Source organism: Flavobacterium sp. (assembly GCF_035292545.1).
Taxonomy (GTDB): domain Bacteria; phylum Bacteroidota; class Bacteroidia; order Flavobacteriales; family Flavobacteriaceae; genus Flavobacterium.
Window position 1 is genome coordinate 1 of record NZ_DATDPV010000046.1, and the last position, 19,650, is coordinate 19,650.

17 protein-coding genes, 1 tRNA gene and 1 pseudogene are annotated in these 19,650 nt (G+C 35.5%); 17 read left to right on the forward strand and 2 right to left on the reverse strand.

The window, feature by feature from the left end; all coding sequences use genetic code 11:
- Window positions 1-145, forward strand: a pseudogene (locus VI621_RS07875) (gliding motility protein GldC); the annotation flags it as partial.
- Between the two features lie 87 nt (window positions 146-232).
- Here the strand turns inward: VI621_RS07875 and yihA are convergent.
- Both yihA and VI621_RS07885 read right to left on the reverse strand, forming a co-directional pair.
- Complete coding sequence (yihA, locus tag VI621_RS07880; RefSeq protein ID WP_324217833.1) at window positions 233-853, reverse strand: ribosome biogenesis GTP-binding protein YihA/YsxC; 621 nt, start codon at window positions 851-853, stop codon at window positions 233-235.
- 98 nt (window positions 854-951) lie between these two features.
- Window positions 952-1,716, reverse strand: coding sequence for an alpha/beta hydrolase (locus tag VI621_RS07885; RefSeq protein WP_324217834.1), 765 nt, complete (start codon window positions 1,714-1,716; stop codon window positions 952-954).
- A 373-nt stretch (window positions 1,717-2,089) separates the two neighbouring features.
- Between VI621_RS07885 and mraZ the strand changes: the two genes are divergently transcribed.
- The 16 genes from mraZ to VI621_RS07965 all read left to right on the forward strand — a co-directional run bounded on the left by mraZ (window position 2,090) and on the right by VI621_RS07965 (window position 19,581).
- Window positions 2,090-2,563 carry a division/cell wall cluster transcriptional repressor MraZ gene (mraZ, locus tag VI621_RS07890; protein ID WP_324217835.1) on the forward strand — a complete coding sequence of 158 codons (474 nt, stop codon included), beginning with the start codon at window positions 2,090-2,092 and terminating at the stop codon, window positions 2,561-2,563.
- Window positions 2,538-3,446, forward strand: a complete 909-nt coding sequence (gene rsmH, locus VI621_RS07895; RefSeq protein ID WP_324217836.1) for a 16S rRNA (cytosine(1402)-N(4))-methyltransferase RsmH — start codon at window positions 2,538-2,540, stop codon at window positions 3,444-3,446. The genes mraZ and rsmH overlap by 26 nt, the downstream gene beginning before the upstream one ends.
- A gap of 2 nt (window positions 3,447-3,448) precedes the next feature.
- Complete coding sequence (locus VI621_RS07900; RefSeq protein ID WP_324217837.1) at window positions 3,449-3,799, forward strand: FtsL-like putative cell division protein; 351 nt, start codon at window positions 3,449-3,451, stop codon at window positions 3,797-3,799.
- Complete coding sequence (locus VI621_RS07905) at window positions 3,793-5,796, forward strand: penicillin-binding protein (protein ID WP_324217838.1); 2,004 nt, start codon at window positions 3,793-3,795, stop codon at window positions 5,794-5,796. Before VI621_RS07900 ends, VI621_RS07905 begins: the two co-directional genes overlap by 7 nt.
- Complete coding sequence (locus VI621_RS07910) at window positions 5,793-7,256, forward strand: UDP-N-acetylmuramoyl-L-alanyl-D-glutamate--2,6-diaminopimelate ligase (protein WP_324217839.1); 1,464 nt, start codon at window positions 5,793-5,795, stop codon at window positions 7,254-7,256. The genes VI621_RS07905 and VI621_RS07910 overlap by 4 nt, the downstream gene beginning before the upstream one ends.
- 6 nt (window positions 7,257-7,262) lie before the next feature.
- Window positions 7,263-8,492 (forward strand): phospho-N-acetylmuramoyl-pentapeptide-transferase, encoded by a 1,230-nt coding sequence (gene mraY / locus VI621_RS07915; protein WP_324217840.1) that lies wholly within the window; start codon window positions 7,263-7,265, stop codon window positions 8,490-8,492.
- A 1-nt stretch (window position 8,493) separates the two neighbouring features.
- A complete protein-coding gene (gene murD, locus VI621_RS07920) occupies window positions 8,494-9,825 on the forward strand; it encodes a UDP-N-acetylmuramoyl-L-alanine--D-glutamate ligase (RefSeq protein ID WP_324217841.1) in 1,332 nt (443 codons plus the stop codon).
- A gap of 33 nt (window positions 9,826-9,858) precedes the next feature.
- A complete protein-coding gene (locus VI621_RS07925; RefSeq protein WP_324217842.1) occupies window positions 9,859-11,166 on the forward strand; it encodes an FtsW/RodA/SpoVE family cell cycle protein in 1,308 nt (435 codons plus the stop codon).
- 3 nt (window positions 11,167-11,169) lie between these two features.
- Window positions 11,170-12,264, forward strand: a complete 1,095-nt coding sequence (gene murG / locus VI621_RS07930) for an undecaprenyldiphospho-muramoylpentapeptide beta-N-acetylglucosaminyltransferase (protein WP_324217843.1) — start codon at window positions 11,170-11,172, stop codon at window positions 12,262-12,264.
- Between the two features lie 41 nt (window positions 12,265-12,305).
- Entirely contained in the window at window positions 12,306-13,655 is a 1,350-nt protein-coding gene (gene murC / locus VI621_RS07935) for a UDP-N-acetylmuramate--L-alanine ligase (protein WP_324217844.1), read from the forward strand.
- Window positions 13,642-14,376: a cell division protein FtsQ gene (locus tag VI621_RS07940; RefSeq protein ID WP_324217845.1), complete on the forward strand. Its 735-nt coding sequence runs from the start codon at window positions 13,642-13,644 to the stop codon at window positions 14,374-14,376. The genes murC and VI621_RS07940 overlap by 14 nt, the downstream gene beginning before the upstream one ends.
- Window positions 14,377-14,385: 9 nt before the next feature.
- On the forward strand, window positions 14,386-15,759 hold the full coding sequence (gene ftsA, locus VI621_RS07945) for a cell division protein FtsA (protein WP_324217846.1): 1,374 nt from the start codon (window positions 14,386-14,388) through the stop codon (window positions 15,757-15,759).
- 98 nt (window positions 15,760-15,857) lie between these two features.
- Window positions 15,858-17,795, forward strand: a complete 1,938-nt coding sequence (ftsZ, locus tag VI621_RS07950; protein ID WP_324217847.1) for a cell division protein FtsZ — start codon at window positions 15,858-15,860, stop codon at window positions 17,793-17,795.
- A gap of 268 nt (window positions 17,796-18,063) precedes the next feature.
- Window positions 18,064-18,513, forward strand: coding sequence for a GatB/YqeY domain-containing protein (locus VI621_RS07955; RefSeq protein WP_324217848.1), 450 nt, complete (start codon window positions 18,064-18,066; stop codon window positions 18,511-18,513).
- Window positions 18,514-18,584: 71 nt separating this feature from the next.
- Window positions 18,585-18,658, forward strand: a tRNA-Arg gene (locus tag VI621_RS07960).
- A 116-nt stretch (window positions 18,659-18,774) separates the two neighbouring features.
- Window positions 18,775-19,581: a zinc-dependent peptidase gene (locus tag VI621_RS07965; protein ID WP_324217849.1), complete on the forward strand. Its 807-nt coding sequence runs from the start codon at window positions 18,775-18,777 to the stop codon at window positions 19,579-19,581.
- Window positions 19,582-19,650 lie beyond the last annotated feature (69 nt).

The window sequence follows — 19,650 nt, forward strand, 5'->3', positions numbered from 1 at the left end:
GGTAGATGAAATGAAGATTTTCTTTCATCAAACTTTAGTGGCTATGTCCGATACATTTAAGCGTGCTACTGATGACGAGAAAATGGCCGATACGATGAAAGATTTCTGCGATTATTTTGCAGAAAAATTAGATTTGAAGAAGTAATTCTCCAATAATTTTAAAATAAAAAATCCCAAACTGCAATTTCAGTTTGGGATTTTTATTTGCTTATTTATTTAAAAAACGTGTTTTCTAAAACTGATTATTATTTTTGAAAACCTCTTGATTTACTTCGTCAATATAAGTAAGTAATTCCAATTTTCCAGTTGATTCTGTTGCTGAAGTCACGAAATATTGTGGCATTTCGGCCCAATTGTTTGCAAACATTTGTTTTTTGTATGCCGCAATATGAGAATCGATTTTTACTTTACTTATTTTATCAGCTTTGGTAAAAACAATGCAAAAAGGAATTTCACTTTCTCCCATATACGACATAAATTCAATGTCAATGTTCTGGGCTTCGTGGCGAATATCTATCAGCACAAAAGCACAAACGAGTTGTTCTCTGGTTTCAAAATAATCGGTAATGAATTGCTGAAAAACAGATTTTGTTTTCTTGGATACTTTGGCATAACCATAACCTGGTAAATCGACCAAAAACCAATTGTTGTTAATCAAAAAATGATTAATTAACTGGGTCTTTCCAGGTCTTCCGGAAGTTTTCGCCAAATTTTTATGGTTGGTCAACATATTGATTAACGAGGACTTTCCAACATTGGAACGGCCTATAAATGCATATTCGGGCAGGAAATCTTTCGGGCATTTGTCAACTTCTGAATTGCTGATTATAAATTCGGCAGTATTGATTTTCATAACAGGTATTAATTTTTGCAAAGGTAGTTAAAAAAAAGAACCACAACTTTTCTGGAATAAATTCAGGAAAAGTTGTGGTTAAAAATAGTTTTAGAATGTTACAAATGGGTTTCTTTTAACCATTCGAACATTAAATCGTTAAATTCATCGGGACGTTCCATCATGGCGGCATGACCGCATTTGTCAATCCAATATAAAGAGGAATTTGGTAATAATTTATGGAATTCTTCAGCAACATCAGGAGGCGTTACATTGTCATTTTTCCCCCAAATGATACAAGTTGGGACGTGCATTTTTGGTAAATCCTTAGCCATATTATGACGAATGGCGCTTTTAGCAATGGTTAACGTTTTGATCAGTTTAATTCTGTCATTCGCCATGCTGAATACTTCGTCAATCATTTCTTTTGTGGCTGTTTTCGGATCATAAAAAACAGACTCGGCTTTTTGCTTAATGTATTCATAATCTCCGCGTCTTGGGTAACTGTCACCCATAGCGCTTTCATACAAGCCGGAACTTCCGGTAATGACTAATCCCAGCATTTTTTCCGGATACATTTTAGCATGATACAAAGCAATGTGTCCTCCAAGGGAGTTCCCAAGTAGAATCACCCGGTCAAAACCTTTGTAAGTAATAAAGTCTTTCACGTATTTGGCAAAAGCCTTTACGTTGGTTTTTAGAATGTTTTGCGTATAAATAGGTAGTTCTGGAATAACAACTTTGTATCCTTTTTCAGAAAAATAATCTGCGACAGCTTCAAAGTTACTCAACCCGCCCATTAAGCCGTGTAGTATTATAATTGGCGTTCCTTCTCCAGCTTCAAAATAAGTATATTTTCCTTCTTTTTTTAAATTGTGATCCATTGTCTTTTTTTGGCATTTCAAATTTCCACAAATATAAGATTTTATAGCTTAAAATGAATTTTTGGAGAATTTTTATGAAGTCATTTCTAAACAAATGCCTAATTATTTAATTCTCAATATTTAATTTCTTTTTTCAAGCTTTATAATTGTAAAAAACGCAAAATTATATTAAATCTTAACCCTTTTTATAACCATAGTTTTCGATTATTGAATATTTCTTAACAATTTGTCAAATAAGCTCTTATGCTAAAAAACTTGTTAATTGCTTGTTTACTTGGGTAAGTGGTAAAACTTATCAACAAAGTGGTATATTGTGGTAAAAAGTGGTAATATTTTTTATATTTTTGTCAAAACCATTTCAAATAACAATTCTTTGAATACAATAGTTGGAACATATGAATGTAAAGTCGATGCTAAAGGAAGGCTGCTTTTGCCAGCGCCTTTAAAAAAGCAATTGACGGCTTCTCTTCAGGACGGTTTCGTCTTGAAACGTTCTGTTTTTCAGCCTTGTCTGGAGTTATATCCGATGGCAGAATGGAATTTGATGATGGAGAAAATCAATAAACTCAACCGATTTAGTAAAAAAAATAACGACTTCATCCGACGATTTACGGCTGGTGTAAAAGTGGTTGAAATTGACAATTTGGGGAGATTATTAGTTCCTAAAGATTTAGTGGGATTTGCATCTATTTCGAAAGATTTGGTGTTGTCCTCGGCAGTGAATATTGTAGAAATTTGGGATAAGGATTTATATGAAAAATCGATTTCCGGTGAAGATGTAGATTTTGCGGATTTAGCAGAAGAGGTAATGGGAAACATAAATGACAATGACAATGGAATATCATAATCCGGTTTTATTAAAAGAATCAGTTGACGGCTTAAATATCAAGCCTGACGGTATTTATGTTGATGTGACTTTCGGTGGTGGCGGACATTCAAGGGAAATTTTGAGCCGACTGGGACCAAACGGAAGACTCTTTGCATTCGACCAGGATGAAGATGCTTTGGCAAATACTATTCCGGACGAAAGGTTCATTTTGATTAATGAAAATTTCAGGTTCATAAAACGTTTTTTGCGTTTTCATAATATAAAAAGTGTCGATGGAATTCTGGCCGATTTAGGCGTTTCATCGCATCAGTTCGATGTGGCTGAAAGAGGATTTTCAACTCGTTTTGATGCCGAATTGGATATGAGAATGAGTCAGAAAAATGATTTGAACGCTTACAGAGTCGTAAATGAATACGATGAAGCCAATTTGCGACGCGTGTTTTTGGACTATGGCGAATTAAAAAACGCTCCGGCTATTGCAAGAGTGATTTTAGAGGCTAGAGAAGAAAGTCCGATAAGAAACACCGAGCAATTGAAAACGGTTTTAGGGCGTTTTTTGCCGGCGCATAAAAGCCATAAGATTTTGGCCCAAATGTATCAGGCCATCCGAATTGAAGTAAATCAGGAAATGGATGTTTTGAAAGAGTTTTTAGAACAATCCTTAGAGATTTTGAAGCCGGGCGGAAGATTAAGCGTGATTTCGTATCACTCTTTGGAAGACCGATTGGTAAAAAGATTTATGAAAAACGGCATGTTTGAAGGAGAGCCAGAGAAAGATTTCTTTGGAAACTTCTCCGTTCCATTCAAAACCATCGGGAAATTAATTGTTCCTGATTTTCAGGAAATCAAGATTAATAACAGAGCCCGTAGCGCGAAATTGAGAATAGCCGAAAAGAGATAAAGATGAAAAATGGAGTTTACAGCATATTAAAAGCCAGATTTCTGATTAATGAAGAAGCAAATGCCACAAAAAACTGGCGATTCATCATTTTTCTGATTCTTCTTGCTATTATAATGATTGGAAACAACAATCATTTCGACCAAAAAGTGTTTAAAATTATTGCTTTAACAAACGAAGTAAAAGAATTACGCTCCGAATTTGTAGACAGGCGTTCGGAATTAATGAAATTAAAAATGGAATCGACAGTTTCCGCTAAAATGGAAGAAAAAGGAATTTTCCCGTCATCAGTTCCTCCAACAAAAATAAAAGTAAAAAAAACAGAAGAAAAAAGTTTCCTTAAAAAAGTATGGTAGTAGAAGATAAACATATTACGTACAGAATTTATCTGGTTGCAGTTGCTGTTTTTATAATGGCAATCGCAATTACCGTTAAACTCACCAATATCCAGTGGGTTGAAGGAAACTATTATAGAAAATTAGCAAAAGAAAGAACCGTAAGGAATTTTGTAATTCCTGCCAATAAAGGAAATATTTATTCAGCCGACGGAAGTTTATTGGCCACCTCAATCCCGAATTACAACATTCGATTCGATGCAGTGACACCAAAATCGGAAGCTTTTCAGAAAAATGTAAAACCATTAGCCGATTCATTAGCTGTTTTATTAGGAAAACCAAGCAGCTATTTTCAATCGGAATTAAGAAAAGCAAGAGCGAATAAAAACAGGTATTATTTGATTGCACGTGATTTGAGTTTTACCGAATATATGCGAATTAAGAGTTTTCCATTATTCAATCTGGGCGCTTATAAAGGTGGAATTATTACAGATCAAAGAACCATTCGCGAACATCCAATTGGCGAAATTGCCGAAAGAACGATTGGTTATGAAAGAATTACACCCAACGGAAATCCTGACGGAAAAGGCATCGAATGGGCTTTTAGAAAATATTTAAACGGAAAAGACGGAAAAATACTCAAACAAAAAATTGCCAAAGGACAATGGAAACCGATTAGAGATGTCAATGAAGTCGAGCCGCAAGATGGTTACGACATTATTTCGACTATAGATGTTTACATCCAGGATATTGCCCATCATGCTTTGTTGAAGCAATTAGAGCTTTTTGAAGCCGATCATGGTTGTGTTGTAGTAATGGAAACCAAAACAGGCCAGGTAAAAGCCATTTCAAATTTAGGAAGACATGCTAATGGTTCTTATTATGAAACCACAAATTATGCTGTAGCTGAATCACATGAACCGGGTTCTACCTACAAATTAGCCGATTTAATGGCACTTCTTGATGACAAAAAAGTCGATACCAGTGCTGTTTTTGACAGTAAAGGTGGCGTAATTACCTATTCAGGGAAAAAAGTCCGCGATTCTCACGAAGGCGGATATGGAAAAATTTCATTGGCAAGGGGTTTTGAAGTTTCGTCTAATACCATTATGGTTCAGGCCGTTTATGAGAATTATAAAAATGATCCATCAAAATTTGTAAATCATTTGAATTCATACGGATTAAATAATCGTTTGGGATTGCAATTTGAAGGAGAAGGAAAACCACGTGTACCACAACCAACAGATAAAGACTGGTCGAATATTTCACTGCCGTGGATGGCTTTTGGATATGGAGTTTCTATCACACCTTTACAAACATTGACCTATTATAATGCAGTTGCAAATAATGGAGAAATGGTAAAGCCTCAGTTTGTTTCAGAAATTAAAGCATGGAACAGAACCATTAAAAAATACAATAAAGAAGTGATCAACCCTAAAGTGTGTTCAGAAGAAACCATCCTGAAATTGAAAGCTGTTCTGGAAAACGCAGTTAAAAGAGGTACGGGTTCAAAACTATATTCGAAAGATTTTTCGATGGCCGGAAAAACAGGAACAGCTCAAGCAAATTATGCTACAAAAGGAGGTTCTGAGAAACATTATATTTCTTCATTTGTGGGTTATTTTCCTGCTGACACGCCTAAATATTCTTGTATTGTAGTAGTTCATGAACCGAATACATCCAAGAATAATTATTACGGAGCCGATGTTGCGGGACCGGTTTTCAAAAGAATTGCGCAAAAGATTTTCACCGATGCGCCATCAATGAATGAGATTAAAAATTTGGATAAAAAGAATCGTAAACAAGAAAAAAACTATTCCGATTATTATACCAAATCCCAACAAAAACATCATGTTGTTCCAAATGTAAAAGGCATGTCAGGAATGGATGCTGTAGCATTATTGGGAAATCTCAAAATAAAAGTCAAAGTAATTGGGGTGGGAAAAGTAAAAACACAATCGCTTCAACCGGGAGAAAGTTTAAATAAAAACACAACCATAACACTGGAATTATCGTGATTATTTTAAAAGACATATTATACAAAGTAGCCATCGAAGCCGTAAAAGGACCGACGGATATTGCTATCGATAAAATGGATTTCGATTCTAGAAAAATTTCTAAGAATGATGTTTTTGTAGCCATTCGAGGTTCCGTTTCCGATGGTCACGAGTTTATTGAAAAAGCAATCAACAACGGTGCAATTGCAGTTGTTTGCGATACTTTTCCGGAAGTAATTGTTAGCGGAATAACTTATGTTCAGGTGAAAGACACCAATAAAGCGATGGCTTTTATGGCTGCGAATTATTTTGGAAATCCTTCTCAGAACTTAAAATTAGTAGGAATTACAGGAACCAATGGAAAAACAACCATTGCTTCTTTATTATATCAATTGTTTAAAAAAGCGGGTTTCAAAGTAGGTTTGCTTTCTACGGTTAAAATTTTGGTGGACGATAAAGAATATAAGGCCACGCATACTACACCGGATTCCATTACCATCAATCAGTATCTAAAAGAGATGAATGATGCAGGAGTTGACTATTGTTTTATGGAAGTGAGTTCGCACGGAATTCATCAAAAAAGAACGGAAGCTTTGCATTTTGCAGGTGGCGTTTTTACGAATTTGTCTCATGACCATTTGGACTATCATGCCACTTTTGCGGAATACAGAGATGTAAAGAAATCGTTTTTTGACAATTTGCCAAAAACGGCTTTTGCATTATCCAATGTCGATGATAAAAACGGCCAGGTGATGTTGCAAAATACCCAAGCCAGAAAATTGACATATGCCTTAAAATCCTATGCCAATTATAAAGCACAGATTCTCGAAAATCAATTATCAGGATTGCTGTTGAAAATTAATGATAACGAAGTTTGGGTTCGATTAATAGGCACGTTTAACGCTTATAATTTGTTGGCGATTTATGGAACTGCGGTTGAATTAGGATTAGACAGTTTTGAAGTCTTGCGATTATTATCAGAATTAGAAAGTGTTTCCGGAAGGTTTCAATTTATTGTTTCTAAAGGAAATGTCACCGTAATTGTTGATTATGCACACACACCGGATGCATTGGAAAATGTATTGAAAACCATCAATGATATCCGAACCAAGAACGAACAATTGATTACCGTTGTTGGTTGTGGTGGCGATAGAGATAAAACCAAGCGTCCCATAATGGCAAACATTGCGACAACATTAAGCGATAAGGTGATTTTGACTTCGGATAATCCAAGAACAGAAAATCCGGAAACGATTATTGCCGAAATGGAACAAGGCGTGGAAGCTCATAATTATAAAAAAACGGTGGCAATTACCGATAGAAAACAAGCGATAAAAACTGCCTGCCAATTGGCCCAGCCTAATGATATTATCCTAATTGCAGGAAAAGGACATGAAACTTATCAGGAAATTCAAGGTGTTCGCCATGATTTTGACGATATGAAAATCGTTACAGAAATTTTAGATCAACTCCAAAAATAGAAATATATGCTGTATTATTTATTTGAATATTTAGACAAAACACTAAACATGCCAGGTGCTGGAGTTTTTCAGTATATCACTTTTAGATCCGCATTGGCTTTTTTATTGTCATTGTTGATCTCTACTATTTTTGGTAAGAAAATCATCAACTTTCTTAGAAACCAGCAAGTAGGTGAGACGGTTAGGGAATTAGGTCTTCAAGGTCAAACGCAAAAAGCGGGAACGCCAACAATGGGTGGTTTAATCATCATCATTGCCACTTTAATTCCGGTGCTGTTGTTTACAAAACTGAATAATATTTATATCATTTTATTAATAGTTACCACACTTTGGATGGGAACCATTGGTTTTGTTGATGATTATATTAAAATTTTCAAAAAAGATAAAGCAGGACTTAAAGGTATTTTCAAAGTTATCGGACAAGTTGGTTTAGGGATAATTGTAGGTTCTGTTTTGTATATACATCCGGGAGTTACGGTTAGACAGGATACACTTAAGGGCAGTATTATGATCAATCAAACTGAAAATGTAATCAATGAGGTGCCTATTGAAGAGAAATCGACTGCTACAACAATTCCATTTCTTAAAAATAACGAATTTAATTATGCCGAATTATTAGCATGGATGGGTGATGGTTATGAAAAATGGGCTTGGTTAATTTTTATTCCGGTAGTTATTTTTATTATTACGGCGGTTTCAAACGGAGCGAATTTAACGGATGGTATCGATGGATTGGCAGCAGGAACTTCGGCTATTTCAGTACTCGCACTCGGGATTTTTACTTTCGTTTCAGGGAATATTATTTTTTCTAGTTATTTGGATATTATGTATATCCCCAATTCGGGTGAAATGACGGTTTTTATTGCGGCATTTGTCGGAGCCTTGGTCGGATTTCTTTGGTATAATTCCTATCCGGCATCTGTTTTTATGGGCGATACGGGAAGTTTAACTATTGGTGGTATCATCGCGGTTCTGGCCATTTCTGTTAGAAAAGAATTATTGATTCCATTATTATGCGGAATCTTTCTGGCCGAAAATTTATCGGTGGTTTTACAAGTCAGTTATTTTAAATATACCAAAAAACGCTTTGGAGAAGGACAAAGAATTTTTCTCATGTCACCTTTGCACCATCATTATCAAAAGAAAGGCTATCATGAAAGTAAGATTGTAACCCGTTTTTGGATTGTTGGAATTTTATTGGCCATTTTATCCATTGTCACACTAAAATTAAGATAGTATGAGATTAGTAATTTTAGGTGGAGGCGAAAGCGGAGTTGGAACCGCAATTCTCGGAAAAAAGCAAGGATATGAAGTTTTTGTATCCGATTTCGGGAAAATAAAAGAAAATTATAAGGAAGTTCTTAATATAAATGGTATCAAATGGGAAGAAGAAGCCCATACGGAAAAAAAGATTTTGAATGCCGATGTGGTTATGAAAAGTCCCGGAATTCCTGATAAATCGCCGATTATCAAAAAACTTATTAAAAACAATATTCCGGTAATTTCTGAAATTGAATTTGCAGCCCCTTTTACAAAAGCAAAAACAATCGGAATTACAGGCAGTAACGGGAAAACGACAACGACAATGCTGACGTATCATTTGTTAAAATCAGCTGGTGTCAATGTAGGTCTTGGAGGAAATATCGGAAAGAGTTTTGCCTGGCAGGTTGCCGAAGATAAATTTGATTGCTATGTGTTGGAGTTAAGCAGTTTTCAATTAGACGGAATCATAAATTACAAACCACACATTGCCATTATTACCAACATAAGCCCGGATCATTTGGACAGATACGATTATAAATTTGAAAATTATATTGAATCGAAATTCAGAGTGACAATGAACCAAACTGAGGAAGATTTTCTCATTTATGACGCTGATGACCAGGCGATTGCAGAATGGTTCAAAAACAATAAAACTAAAGCCCAACTAATTCCTTTTTCATTGACAAAAACTTTTGAACAAGGAGCATTTATAAAAGACAACAATATGGAGATCAAGATCAACGACGAAGAATTTGTAATGGAAACAGAACACATCGCATTAGAAGGTAAACACAATTTGAAAAATGCAATGGCGGCAACCTCTGTAGCAAAATTGATGCAAATTCGTAAAGCGACCATTCGCGAAAGTTTGTCTAATTTTCAAGGGGTGGAGCATCGTTTGGAAAAAGTCTTGAAAATTCAAAACGTCCAATATATTAACGATTCTAAAGCGACCAATGTAAATGCTACTTATTTTGCTTTAGACAGCATGAACACACCAACAGTTTGGATTGTAGGTGGTGTAGATAAAGGAAATGACTATTCGGAACTGATGCCCATGGTTCGCGAAAAAGTGAAAGCGATTATCTGTCTTGGTGTCGATAATAAAAAAATAATTGATGCTTTCGGTAACGTAGTTGACGTAATGATTGAAGTGACCAATATGAATGATGCCGTAAAAATGGCGCAGCGATTAACAGAAAAAGGTGACACCGTTTTATTGTCTCCAGCTTGTGCCAGTTTCGATTTATTCGAAAACTACGAAGACAGAGGAAAACAGTTTAAAAATGCAGTCCAAAATTTATAAATAAACTTTAAAAAGTAAACCCAAAAATTCCAGATGAAAGAACTAATCAGTAAACTAAAAGGAGACAAAGGAATATGGTCATTCGTGGCTTTATTAGCCTTGTTTTCGTTTATGCCTGTTTTTAGTGCAAGTAGTAATTTGGCCTATATGAACCATGGAACCGGGAACACAATCAGTTTCTTGTTTACCCATTTGGCTCATATTTTTATGGGTTTTATAATTATTTATGCGGTTCATAAAGTGCCATATCATTATTTTAGAGGGATTTCCAAATTTGCTTTGCCAATTGTTTGGATTTTATTGGCTTTTACATTGATAAAAGGAACGGTTATTGCCGGTGCGAATGCCAGTCGTTGGATAAAAGTGCCGTTTATTGGAATTACATTTCAAACATCAACGTTCGCTTTTGTAGTTTTAATGGTTTTTGTGGCGAGATATTTATCCAAAAAGAATGATGTACCAATGACTTTCAAATCTTCCCTGTGGGAACTTTGGGCGCCGGTTTTTGTCACTTTGATGCTTATTCTTCCTGCGAATTTCTCCACTACTGCACTGATTTTTGCTATGGTTGTCATGTTGGCTTTTGTTGGGAAATACCCGTTGAAATATATAGGTTTTGTTATTGGAACCGGAGTCGTGTTTCTAATGTTTTTTATTTTGGTGGCCAAGTCATTTCCGGATTCTCGCTTTTTTAGCAGAGTCGGAACCTGGACCAATAGAATTGAAAATTTCACCACCGATAAGCCTGATGAAGATATTTATCAAATAGAACAAGCGAAAATTGCCATTGCATCCGGTGGTGTTTACGGTTTAGGACCGGGTAAAAGTGTACAGAAAAACTTGTTACCTCAATCGTCTTCCGATTTTATTTTCGCGATAATTGTCGAAGAATATGGATTAATTGGTGGCTTACTGGTTCTTGGATTGTATTTATTGCTGTTCTTTAGATTTATCGTTGCAGCACATAAAACCAATTCACTTTTCGGAAAATTACTGGTTGTGGGGTTAGGATTTCCAATGATTTTTCAGGCGCTGATTAATATGGCGGTTGCCGTCGAATTATTGCCGGTAACTGGACAGACCTTGCCGTTAATCAGTAGCGGAGGAAGTTCCATCTGGATGACTTGTGTTTCGCTTGGAATCATTATCGGGGTAACCAAGAAAGACGAGGAAATTGCAGAAGAATTAAAAAATAAAGAACGAAGAGCAGATGCGCTTCAAAAATTAATAGATAAGCAATTAGAAGAAGAAGATGCTTTCAACGAAGATTATGCGTTAGCTAATGATTATTCAATAGAAGATAAAGCTGCTAATCCGATGAATGCGGTTTTAAATAAATAGAAAATGAAAAAGTTAAAATTCATATTAAGCGGCGGCGGAACCGGTGGACATATCTACCCGGCAATCGCTATTGCCAATGAATTGAAATCTCGTTTTCCCGATGCTGAATTTCTTTTTGTTGGTGCAAAAGACAAAATGGAAATGCAAAAAGTGCCTCAGGCCGGTTATAAAATAATTGGACTTTGGATTGCCGGTTTACAACGAAGACTGACTTTTGATAATACGCTTTTTCCAATAAAATTATTAAGCAGTTTATTGAAGTCAAGAACCATAATCAGTGATTTTAAACCCGATGTAGTTATTGGAACAGGTGGTTTCGCAAGTGGACCCTTATTGCAGGTAGCGGCAATTGCCGGAATCCCGACAGTAATTCAGGAACAAAATTCCTTTCCGGGAATTACCAATAAATTATTGAGCAAAAGAGCCAATAAAATTTGCGTGGCTTACGAAAATCTGGAACGTTTTTTTCCGAAAGGGAAAATGATTCTGACCGGAAATCCAATACGTCAGGATTTAATTGATATTAAAAGCAAAAGAGCAGAAGCTCTCAAATATTTTAATTTGGATGCCAATAAAAAAACACTCTTGGTTCTCGGCGGAAGCCTTGGGGCAAGAAGAATAAACCAATTGATTGCAAAAGAAATTTTAGCATTCTCAGCTCAAAATGTACAAGTGATTTGGCAGTGCGGTAAGTTGTATTTTGAAGAATACAAACATTTTAGCGATAACGAAAATATTCAGGTTTTATCGTTTATAGACCGGATGGATTTGGTTTATGCTGCGGCAGATATCGTGATTTCGCGTGCTGGCGCTTCATCGGTTTCGGAATTATGTGTGGTTGGAAAACCAGTGATTTTTATTCCATCTCCAAATGTCAGCGAAGACCATCAAACCAAAAATGCATTAGCCATTGTTGAAAAAAATGGCGCGTTAATGATTAAAGAAAATGAATTGGATACACAATTCAATATCGTTTTCAACAATTTATTGTCAAATGAAAATTTGCAAAAAGAGTTATCCGAAAATATCAAAAAATTAGCAAAAGTTAATGCAACAAAAGATATAGTAGATGAAATTGTAAAGCTGATTAGTAAATAATAATCTTTTCAATCATTTAATATTCAATATTTAAAAATAAAATGAATCTAAACCAAATACATAACGTCTATTTTATAGGAATCGGAGGAATCGGAATGAGTGCTTTAGCGCGTTATTTCAAAGCCATCGGAAAAAACGTATCTGGTTATGATAAAACCGAAACCGAACTTACAAAAGAATTGCAAAGCATCGGAATCTCGATTCATTTCGAAGATAATATCGATTTAATTCCATCCGATTTTTATACTGAAAACACCTTGGTGATTATTACGCCGGCGGTTCCAATCCATCATTCCGAATGGAATTATTTTCTGGAAAGAGCCTTTGTAGTAAAGAAAAGAGCCGAAGTTTTAGGAATCATTACCAAAGATACCTTCTGTTTTGCAGTTGCCGGGACACACGGAAAAACAACAACTTCAAGTATTTTAGGACATATTTTATACGAAAGTGGAGCAGATGTAACTTCTTTCCTAGGCGGAATTGTCGAAAATTATAATTCGAATTTAATAGGAAACGGAAAAACGATTACCGTTGTTGAAGCAGATGAATTCGACCGTTCGTTCCTGCATTTGCATCCCAATATTGCTTGCATCACTTCAATGGATGCCGATCATTTGGATATTTACGGAGACAGCGCCGCTATTGAAGCTTCGTTTGTTGAATTTGCAAATAAAGTAGAAGATAAGAGCAAGCTTTTTATAACCAAAGATTTACCATTGGAAGGAATTACCGTTGCGGTAAATGAAGACGCAAATTTCAAAGCTTTTAATGTCAGAATAGAAAACAGTCAATATGTTTTTGATGTGCAAACGCCAACGGAAACGATTCAAAATTTACAATTTGCACTACCTGGCAAACATAATTTAATGAATGCATTAATGGCTTTGGCAATGGCAAAAACTTTTGGCACCCCAACCCAGGCGATTGCTAAAGCTTTATTATCCTTCAAAGGAATAAAAAGACGATTTTCTTATCAGATAAAAGAAGAAAATTTAGTTTATATTGATGATTATGCACATCATCCAACCGAAATAAATGCAGTGCATCAGGCGGTTACTGAATTGTATCCGAACCAAAAAGTGCTGGCTATTTTTCAGCCGCATTTGTTCAGCAGAACAAAAGATTTTGCGGATGATTTCGCTAAAAGTCTTTCTGCTTTTGATGAAGTGATTTTATTGGATATTTATCCTGCACGCGAATTGCCAATGGAAGGAATTACATCAGCTTGGTTGATGGATAAAATGACCAATAATCATAAAAAATTGGTTTCTAAATCGGATTTAATTCCGACAATTTTGCAAAGTGATGCCAAAATAATTGTGACCATCGGAGCAGGTGATATTGGAGAATTTGTCAAACCAATTAAAAAAGCATTAAATGAGAAAGTTTAATTGGACAAATATTTGGATAAACGTAAGATTAGTACTGATGTTTTCAGTAGTTATTTTTCTATTTTCTTTCACTTCTAAGCGAAATTCAGATAGAAAATTGACCAAATCGGCCGTGGTTTTTCTTGGGGATGACAACCTTTTTGTAACCCATGAAACGGTTAATAAATTGTTAATAGAAAATAATCAAAAGGCGCAAACCATAAGAAAAGATAAATTAGATTTGAATAAGCTGGAAAAATCCATCGACAACCACCATATGATTGAAAAATCTCAGGTGTTTGTCAGTATTGATGGTGTCCTAAAAGTTGTAGTAAAACAAAAGACACCAATAGCAAGGGTTTTTGGTGAAAACGGGTCTTTTTATTATGATTATCAAGGGAATAAAATGCCGCTTTCGGATAATTTTACGGCAAGAGTTCCGCTGGTTTCAGGGGAAATAAATGATAAAAACAGCAAAGATTTAAACGAATTATTGCGCTTTATTTTTGACGATGCATTTTTGAAAAAAAACATTATTGGCATACAGATTTTGCCAAATGGGAGCTTAAAAATGATGAACAGGAATTTTAATTATGAAATCGATTTTGGCAAAACGATAAATATGGAGAAGAAATTCAACAATTATAAAGCGTTTTTTCAAAAAGCAGTTTTAGATAGTTCGTTATATCATTACAAAAAAATAAATCTGAAGTTTACGCAGCAGGTAGTGTGCACAAAATAAAAGGAGGTTATGGAAAAAGAGAACATTGCAGTAGGTTTAGACATTGGGACAACCAAGATTGTTGCCATGATTGGCAGGAAAAATGAGTATGGGAAGCTAGAGATTTTGGGAATTGGAAAATCCAAAAGCCTTGGCGTAAAAAGAGGTGTGGTTGATAATATTACCCAAACGATCCAATCGATTCAGCAAGCGGTTCAGGAAGCGGAAAATAATTCAGGTTACAAAATAAAAGACGTAGTGGTAGGTATTGCAGGACAGCACATACGCAGTATTCAACACAGCGATTACATCAGCAGAAGTAATGCGGAAGAAGTAATCGGCGATAAAGATATTGACTTGTTAATCAATCAGGTGCATAAATTAGCGATGCTTCCAGGTGAAGAAATCATCCACGTTTTGCCACAAGAATTCAAAATCGACGGGCAATCGGAGATTAAAGAACCAATCGGAATGTGTGGCGGTAGATTAGAATCCAGTTTTCACGTAGTGGTGGGCCAGGCTTCATCCATCAGAAATGTGGGAAGATGCATCCAAAGTTCCGGAATTGAATTATCGGGATTGACCTTAGAACCTTTAGCTTCAGCTGATGCGGTTTTAAGCCAGGAAGAAAAAGAAGCCGGTGTGGCCTTGATTGATATTGGTGGAGGAACAACGGATTTGGCTATTTTCAAAGATGGAATCATTCGTCATACTGCCGTTATTCCTTTCGGAGGAAACGTAATTACCGATGATATTAAAGAAGGTTGTTCTATCATTGAAAAGCAAGCGGAGTTATTAAAAGTAAAATTCGGATCGGCTTGGCCAGGAGAAAATAAAGACAACGAAATTGTTTCTATTCCAGGTTTAAGAGGAAGGGAACCGAAAGAGATTTCGTTAAAGAACTTGTCTAAAATAATTCACGCCCGTGTGGTGGAAATTATCGAGCAGGTTTTTACAGAAATAAAAGCATACGGACATGATGATCCGCGCAGGAAATTAATTGCAGGAATCGTCCTTACCGGAGGTGGAGCACAATTGAACCACATCAAACAATTGGTAGAATATATCACAGGTATGGATACCAGAATTGGTTATCCAAACGAACATTTGGCTGGGAATTCTGATGAAGAAATTTCAAGTCCATTATATGCCACCGCAGTTGGATTGGTAATGAACAGCATCGAAAATAAAACACAAAGTGCCGTGAAATTCTATATCCAGGAACCTGAAAAAGTTCCCGTTTACAGAGCGCCGATTGTTCAGGCTCCTGAGTCTCCAGTTGAGATTCCCGTAGAAGCCGAAGAAAAAATGCAGCATGAAGAATCTACAGAAACAAAAATCAGAAGATCATTTTTTGATAAATATGTAGATAAGATTAAAGATTTTTTAGATAACGCCGAATAGTATTATCAATAATAAAAATGTTATCTGTTCTCCTTTTGTCCCAAGTCAAAAGAAGTAAAAAAAATTAGTACTAAACAAGAATTCAAAAACCAAATATTATGATGAGCAACTCAGAATTTGGAAGTATTTCATTTGATTTACCAAAAAACCAATCAAATGTAATTAAAGTTATAGGTGTAGGCGGAGGCGGAAGCAACGCAATCAACCACATGTTTAAACAAGGGATTAAAGGTGTGGATTTTATCGTTTGTAATACCGATTCACAAGCTTTGCAAAGCAGCCCGGTGCCTAATAAAATTCAATTAGGAGTTAATTTGACTGAAGGTCTTGGCGCTGGTGCTAACCCGGAAGTAGGTCAACAATCTGCAATTGAAAGCATTGCAGACATCGAAAAAATGTTGGACAGCAACACCAAAATGGTTTTTATCACCGCAGGAATGGGTGGAGGAACCGGAACAGGTGCTGCGCCGGTAATTGCACAATTAGCCAAAGAAAGAGATATTCTGACTGTCGGAATCGTAACCATTCCTTTCCAATTCGAAGGGAAAGTGCGTCAGGAACAAGCATTATTAGGTGTTGAGAAATTAAGAAAACAAGTCGATTCCTTAATTGTTATCAACAACAATAAATTAAGAGAAGTTTACGGGAATCTTGGTTTCAAAGCCGGTTTCTCTAAAGCGGATGAAGTTTTGGCCACCGCCTCTCGTGGTATTGCCGAAGTAATTACGCATCACTATACACAAAATATCGATTTAAAAGATGCCAAAACCGTATTGTCAAACAGCGGAACTGCCATTATGGGGTCTGCGACGGCTAGCGGGGAAAATCGTGCTAAAGAAGCTATCGTTTCGGCATTGGATTCTCCTTTGTTAAATGACAACAAAATATCAGGTGCCAAAAACGTATTGTTGCTTATCGTTTCTGGAACCAATGAAATTACGATTGATGAAATCGGTGAAATCAATGACCATATTCAAGCCGAAGCAGGTCACAGCGCCAATATTATTATGGGTGTTGGTGAAGACGAATCGCTTGGAGATGCTGTAGCGGTAACTATTATTGCTACTGGATTCAATGTCGAACAACAAAATGAAATTGTAAATACCGAGCCTAAGAAAATCATTCATACTTTGGATGGAGATCAACAATTGGTTCAGGATTTATCAAAAAACAAAACAATACCTTCATTCGATTTTTTGGCGATTGAGAAAGAAATTTCTCCAACTGAAGCCAAAATTATTTACGATTTAATGGAAGATAAAGTGATCGAAGCTGCGGTTGTGGTTGAGCCAACTTTCGAAATTGAAATGGTGCCAACATCGGAATTCATCAAGAATATCGAGGTGACTTTCGAAATCGTTTCGCCAACTCAGGATCAGGATTTTTATTTTACGACTCCGGAAGTAAAAGAAATTGAAGTTCGTGAGCCGGAATTCGTAGCTTATGAAGAAGAACAAATCACGTTTTCTTTCGATTTACCGATTAAAAAAGTGGAAGTTGAAACGCCAAAAGCGGAGCAAATTCTTTTTGAATTAACTGAAGAAACCAAAGAAATCATAGTAAATCAGCCGGTTCAGGTAATTCCAATGACCGAGTTAAATGAAAGTGGAATCATCAAATATTCTTTGGAAGAATATATGGAGAAAGAGAACGATTTATTGGAATCAAAACCAGTAGCTGCGAAAGTGGAACAAATTGCCGAAGAGTTAAAAATAACAATGAAGCAGGTAGATTTGGATTCAAACTTCAATACCAGCTTCGAAGCAATTTCTCCGGTAGACATGTCAATCGAAGAAACCTTGAAATTCAGAGCTGACGAAAGAAGAAGAAAACTGAAAGATTTCAATTATAAATTCCATAATAATCCATCAAGAGTAGAAGAGTTCGAGAAAGAGCCAGCCTACAAAAGATCCGGAATTGACATTTCAAACACACAGACAAACAACTTGAATTCCCGTATTTCATTGGGAATGGATAGTAATAACGATATTCAATTGCGATCAAACAACTCTTTTTTGCATGACAATGTAGATTAATCAAAAACCAAAAAAAACCCTTTTTAACCCGAATAATCAATGTGATTTTCGGGTTATTTTTTTTACCTTCGCAGTAAATATTTTAAATTTTTTTTGGAGCGAAAAGTAAGTGCTTTTTTATAAATCATTTTCCCGCTGTCCGCTATATCTTTTTTATACCTGTCAGGTATAAAAAAGGATGCCGCTCCGATCGGGGCTATAAGACAAATCATTTTAATATTTATAAGTTTTAGGAATTCTAAAACGAATAACCAAATAAACAAAGAATATGAGTTTATCAACACAAATCATGGAAGATATTAAAACAGCCATGAGAGCCAAAGATACCGTTGCCTTAGAAGCATTGCGTGCCATAAAATCTGAAATATTATTGGCGCAAACATCCTCAGGAGCTAAAGAAGAAATATCAGAAGACGAAGAAATTAAGTTATTGCAAAAACTGGTAAAAATGCGAAAAGACAGCGCGAAAATTTTTACCGAACAAAATCGTCCCGATCTTGCTGAACCTGAATTGGCACAAATCGCCGTAATCGAAAAGTTCCTTCCAGCTCAATTAAGCGAAGAAGAAGTAGAAGCAGTTATTGCTAAGATCATTGCAGAAACCGGAGCGTCAGGAATTGCTTCCATGGGAAAAGTAATGGGATTGGCTTCGGCACAATTAGCAGGAACTGCTGAAGGGAAAACCATTTCTACCATCGTTAAGAAACTTTTAGTATAAATATAGATAGTTCGATTGTTAGATTTTTTGATAATTCGAATAATCAAAAAAATCTAACAATCGATAAAAATGGCCTCGTAGTTCAACTGGATAGAATATCAGATTTCGGCTCTGAGGGTTGGGGGTTCGAACCCCTCCGAGGTCACAATTATTATTGAAAAACGCAAAACCGCAAAGTTTACTTTTATGGTTTTGCGTTTTTTATTTTAAAAACATTACTTTTCAGAATTGATTCAAACAGTTTTTTTTAATTTATAAAAGATGAATATATTTCAAATTTTATTTTTAGCATTATTTGGTTTATTTGTTGTCGTTGGATCTTTCAATATTATTATTGAACCTTTGTATGTGTTTATTTTTAATAAACCGCTTTATGTACACTGTTATCCGTTTCCAAGAAAACTTACACAATCACAAAGATATATTCTAGAACAGGAATTCATTTTCTATCGGAAATTATCTGATAAAAGGAAGCGATTTTTTGAGCATCGGATGGCTTCATTTATTAATAAGTATCAATTTATCGGAAAGGATGATTTGGTGATTACAGATCAAATTTTGGTGCTGGTTTCTGCAACTTCTGTGATGCTGACTTTTGGAATGCGTTTCTATCTGATTGATGTTTTTGATAAAATCATTATTTATCCAAAACCCTATTTTTCAACAGTCAATCAAGAATATCAGAAAGGGGAATTTAATCCTAGAATGAAAGCCTTGGTTTTTTCATGGGAAGATTTTCAGCAAGGTTTTCAATTTGAAAAAGACAATCTAAATCTCGGGTTGCACGAATTTGCGCATGCTTTACATTTTCATGGATTAAAGTGTAACGATCAAAGTAGCATAGTATTTTCGGATACCTATGTCAAAATAAAAGAATATCTGGTCCAGCCCAATATTCTAAACCATCTCGTGGCATCGAATTATTTCAGGATTTACGCCTACACTAATCAAATGGAATTTTTGGCTGTAGTTTTAGAACATTTCTTCGAAACGCCTCAGATTTTCAAGAAAGAATTTCCTGAACTTTTTGAGAAAGTACGGCTAATGATTAATTATAATGATAAATAATTGGTTTGTTACGATTTTAGAACAATTTTTTTTGTAATTTTACAATACGTAAGTTGCTTACGTTCAAAA

What these genes read in the sequence shown, in the direction of transcription:
- yihA (WP_324217833.1), bottom strand. Translation starts at nt 853, where the DNA reads ATGAAAATCAATACTGCCGAATTTATAATCAGCAATTCAGAAGTTGAC.
- VI621_RS07885 (WP_324217834.1), bottom strand. Translation starts at nt 1,716, where the DNA reads ATGGATCACAATTTAAAAAAAGAAGGAAAATATACTTATTTTGAAGCT.
- rsmH (WP_324217836.1), top strand. Translation starts at nt 2,538, where the DNA reads ATGACAATGACAATGGAATATCATAATCCGGTTTTATTAAAAGAATCA.
- VI621_RS07900 (WP_324217837.1), top strand. Translation starts at nt 3,449, where the DNA reads ATGAAAAATGGAGTTTACAGCATATTAAAAGCCAGATTTCTGATTAAT.
- VI621_RS07905 (WP_324217838.1), top strand. Translation starts at nt 3,793, where the DNA reads ATGGTAGTAGAAGATAAACATATTACGTACAGAATTTATCTGGTTGCA.
- mraY (WP_324217840.1), top strand. Translation starts at nt 7,263, where the DNA reads ATGCTGTATTATTTATTTGAATATTTAGACAAAACACTAAACATGCCA.
- murD (WP_324217841.1), top strand. Translation starts at nt 8,494, where the DNA reads ATGAGATTAGTAATTTTAGGTGGAGGCGAAAGCGGAGTTGGAACCGCA.
- VI621_RS07925 (WP_324217842.1), top strand. Translation starts at nt 9,859, where the DNA reads ATGAAAGAACTAATCAGTAAACTAAAAGGAGACAAAGGAATATGGTCA.
- murG (WP_324217843.1), top strand. Translation starts at nt 11,170, where the DNA reads ATGAAAAAGTTAAAATTCATATTAAGCGGCGGCGGAACCGGTGGACAT.
- murC (WP_324217844.1), top strand. Translation starts at nt 12,306, where the DNA reads ATGAATCTAAACCAAATACATAACGTCTATTTTATAGGAATCGGAGGA.
- VI621_RS07940 (WP_324217845.1), top strand. Translation starts at nt 13,642, where the DNA reads ATGAGAAAGTTTAATTGGACAAATATTTGGATAAACGTAAGATTAGTA.
- ftsA (WP_324217846.1), top strand. Translation starts at nt 14,386, where the DNA reads ATGGAAAAAGAGAACATTGCAGTAGGTTTAGACATTGGGACAACCAAG.
- ftsZ (WP_324217847.1), top strand. Translation starts at nt 15,858, where the DNA reads ATGATGAGCAACTCAGAATTTGGAAGTATTTCATTTGATTTACCAAAA.
- VI621_RS07955 (WP_324217848.1), top strand. Translation starts at nt 18,064, where the DNA reads ATGAGTTTATCAACACAAATCATGGAAGATATTAAAACAGCCATGAGA.
- VI621_RS07965 (WP_324217849.1), top strand. Translation starts at nt 18,775, where the DNA reads ATGAATATATTTCAAATTTTATTTTTAGCATTATTTGGTTTATTTGTT.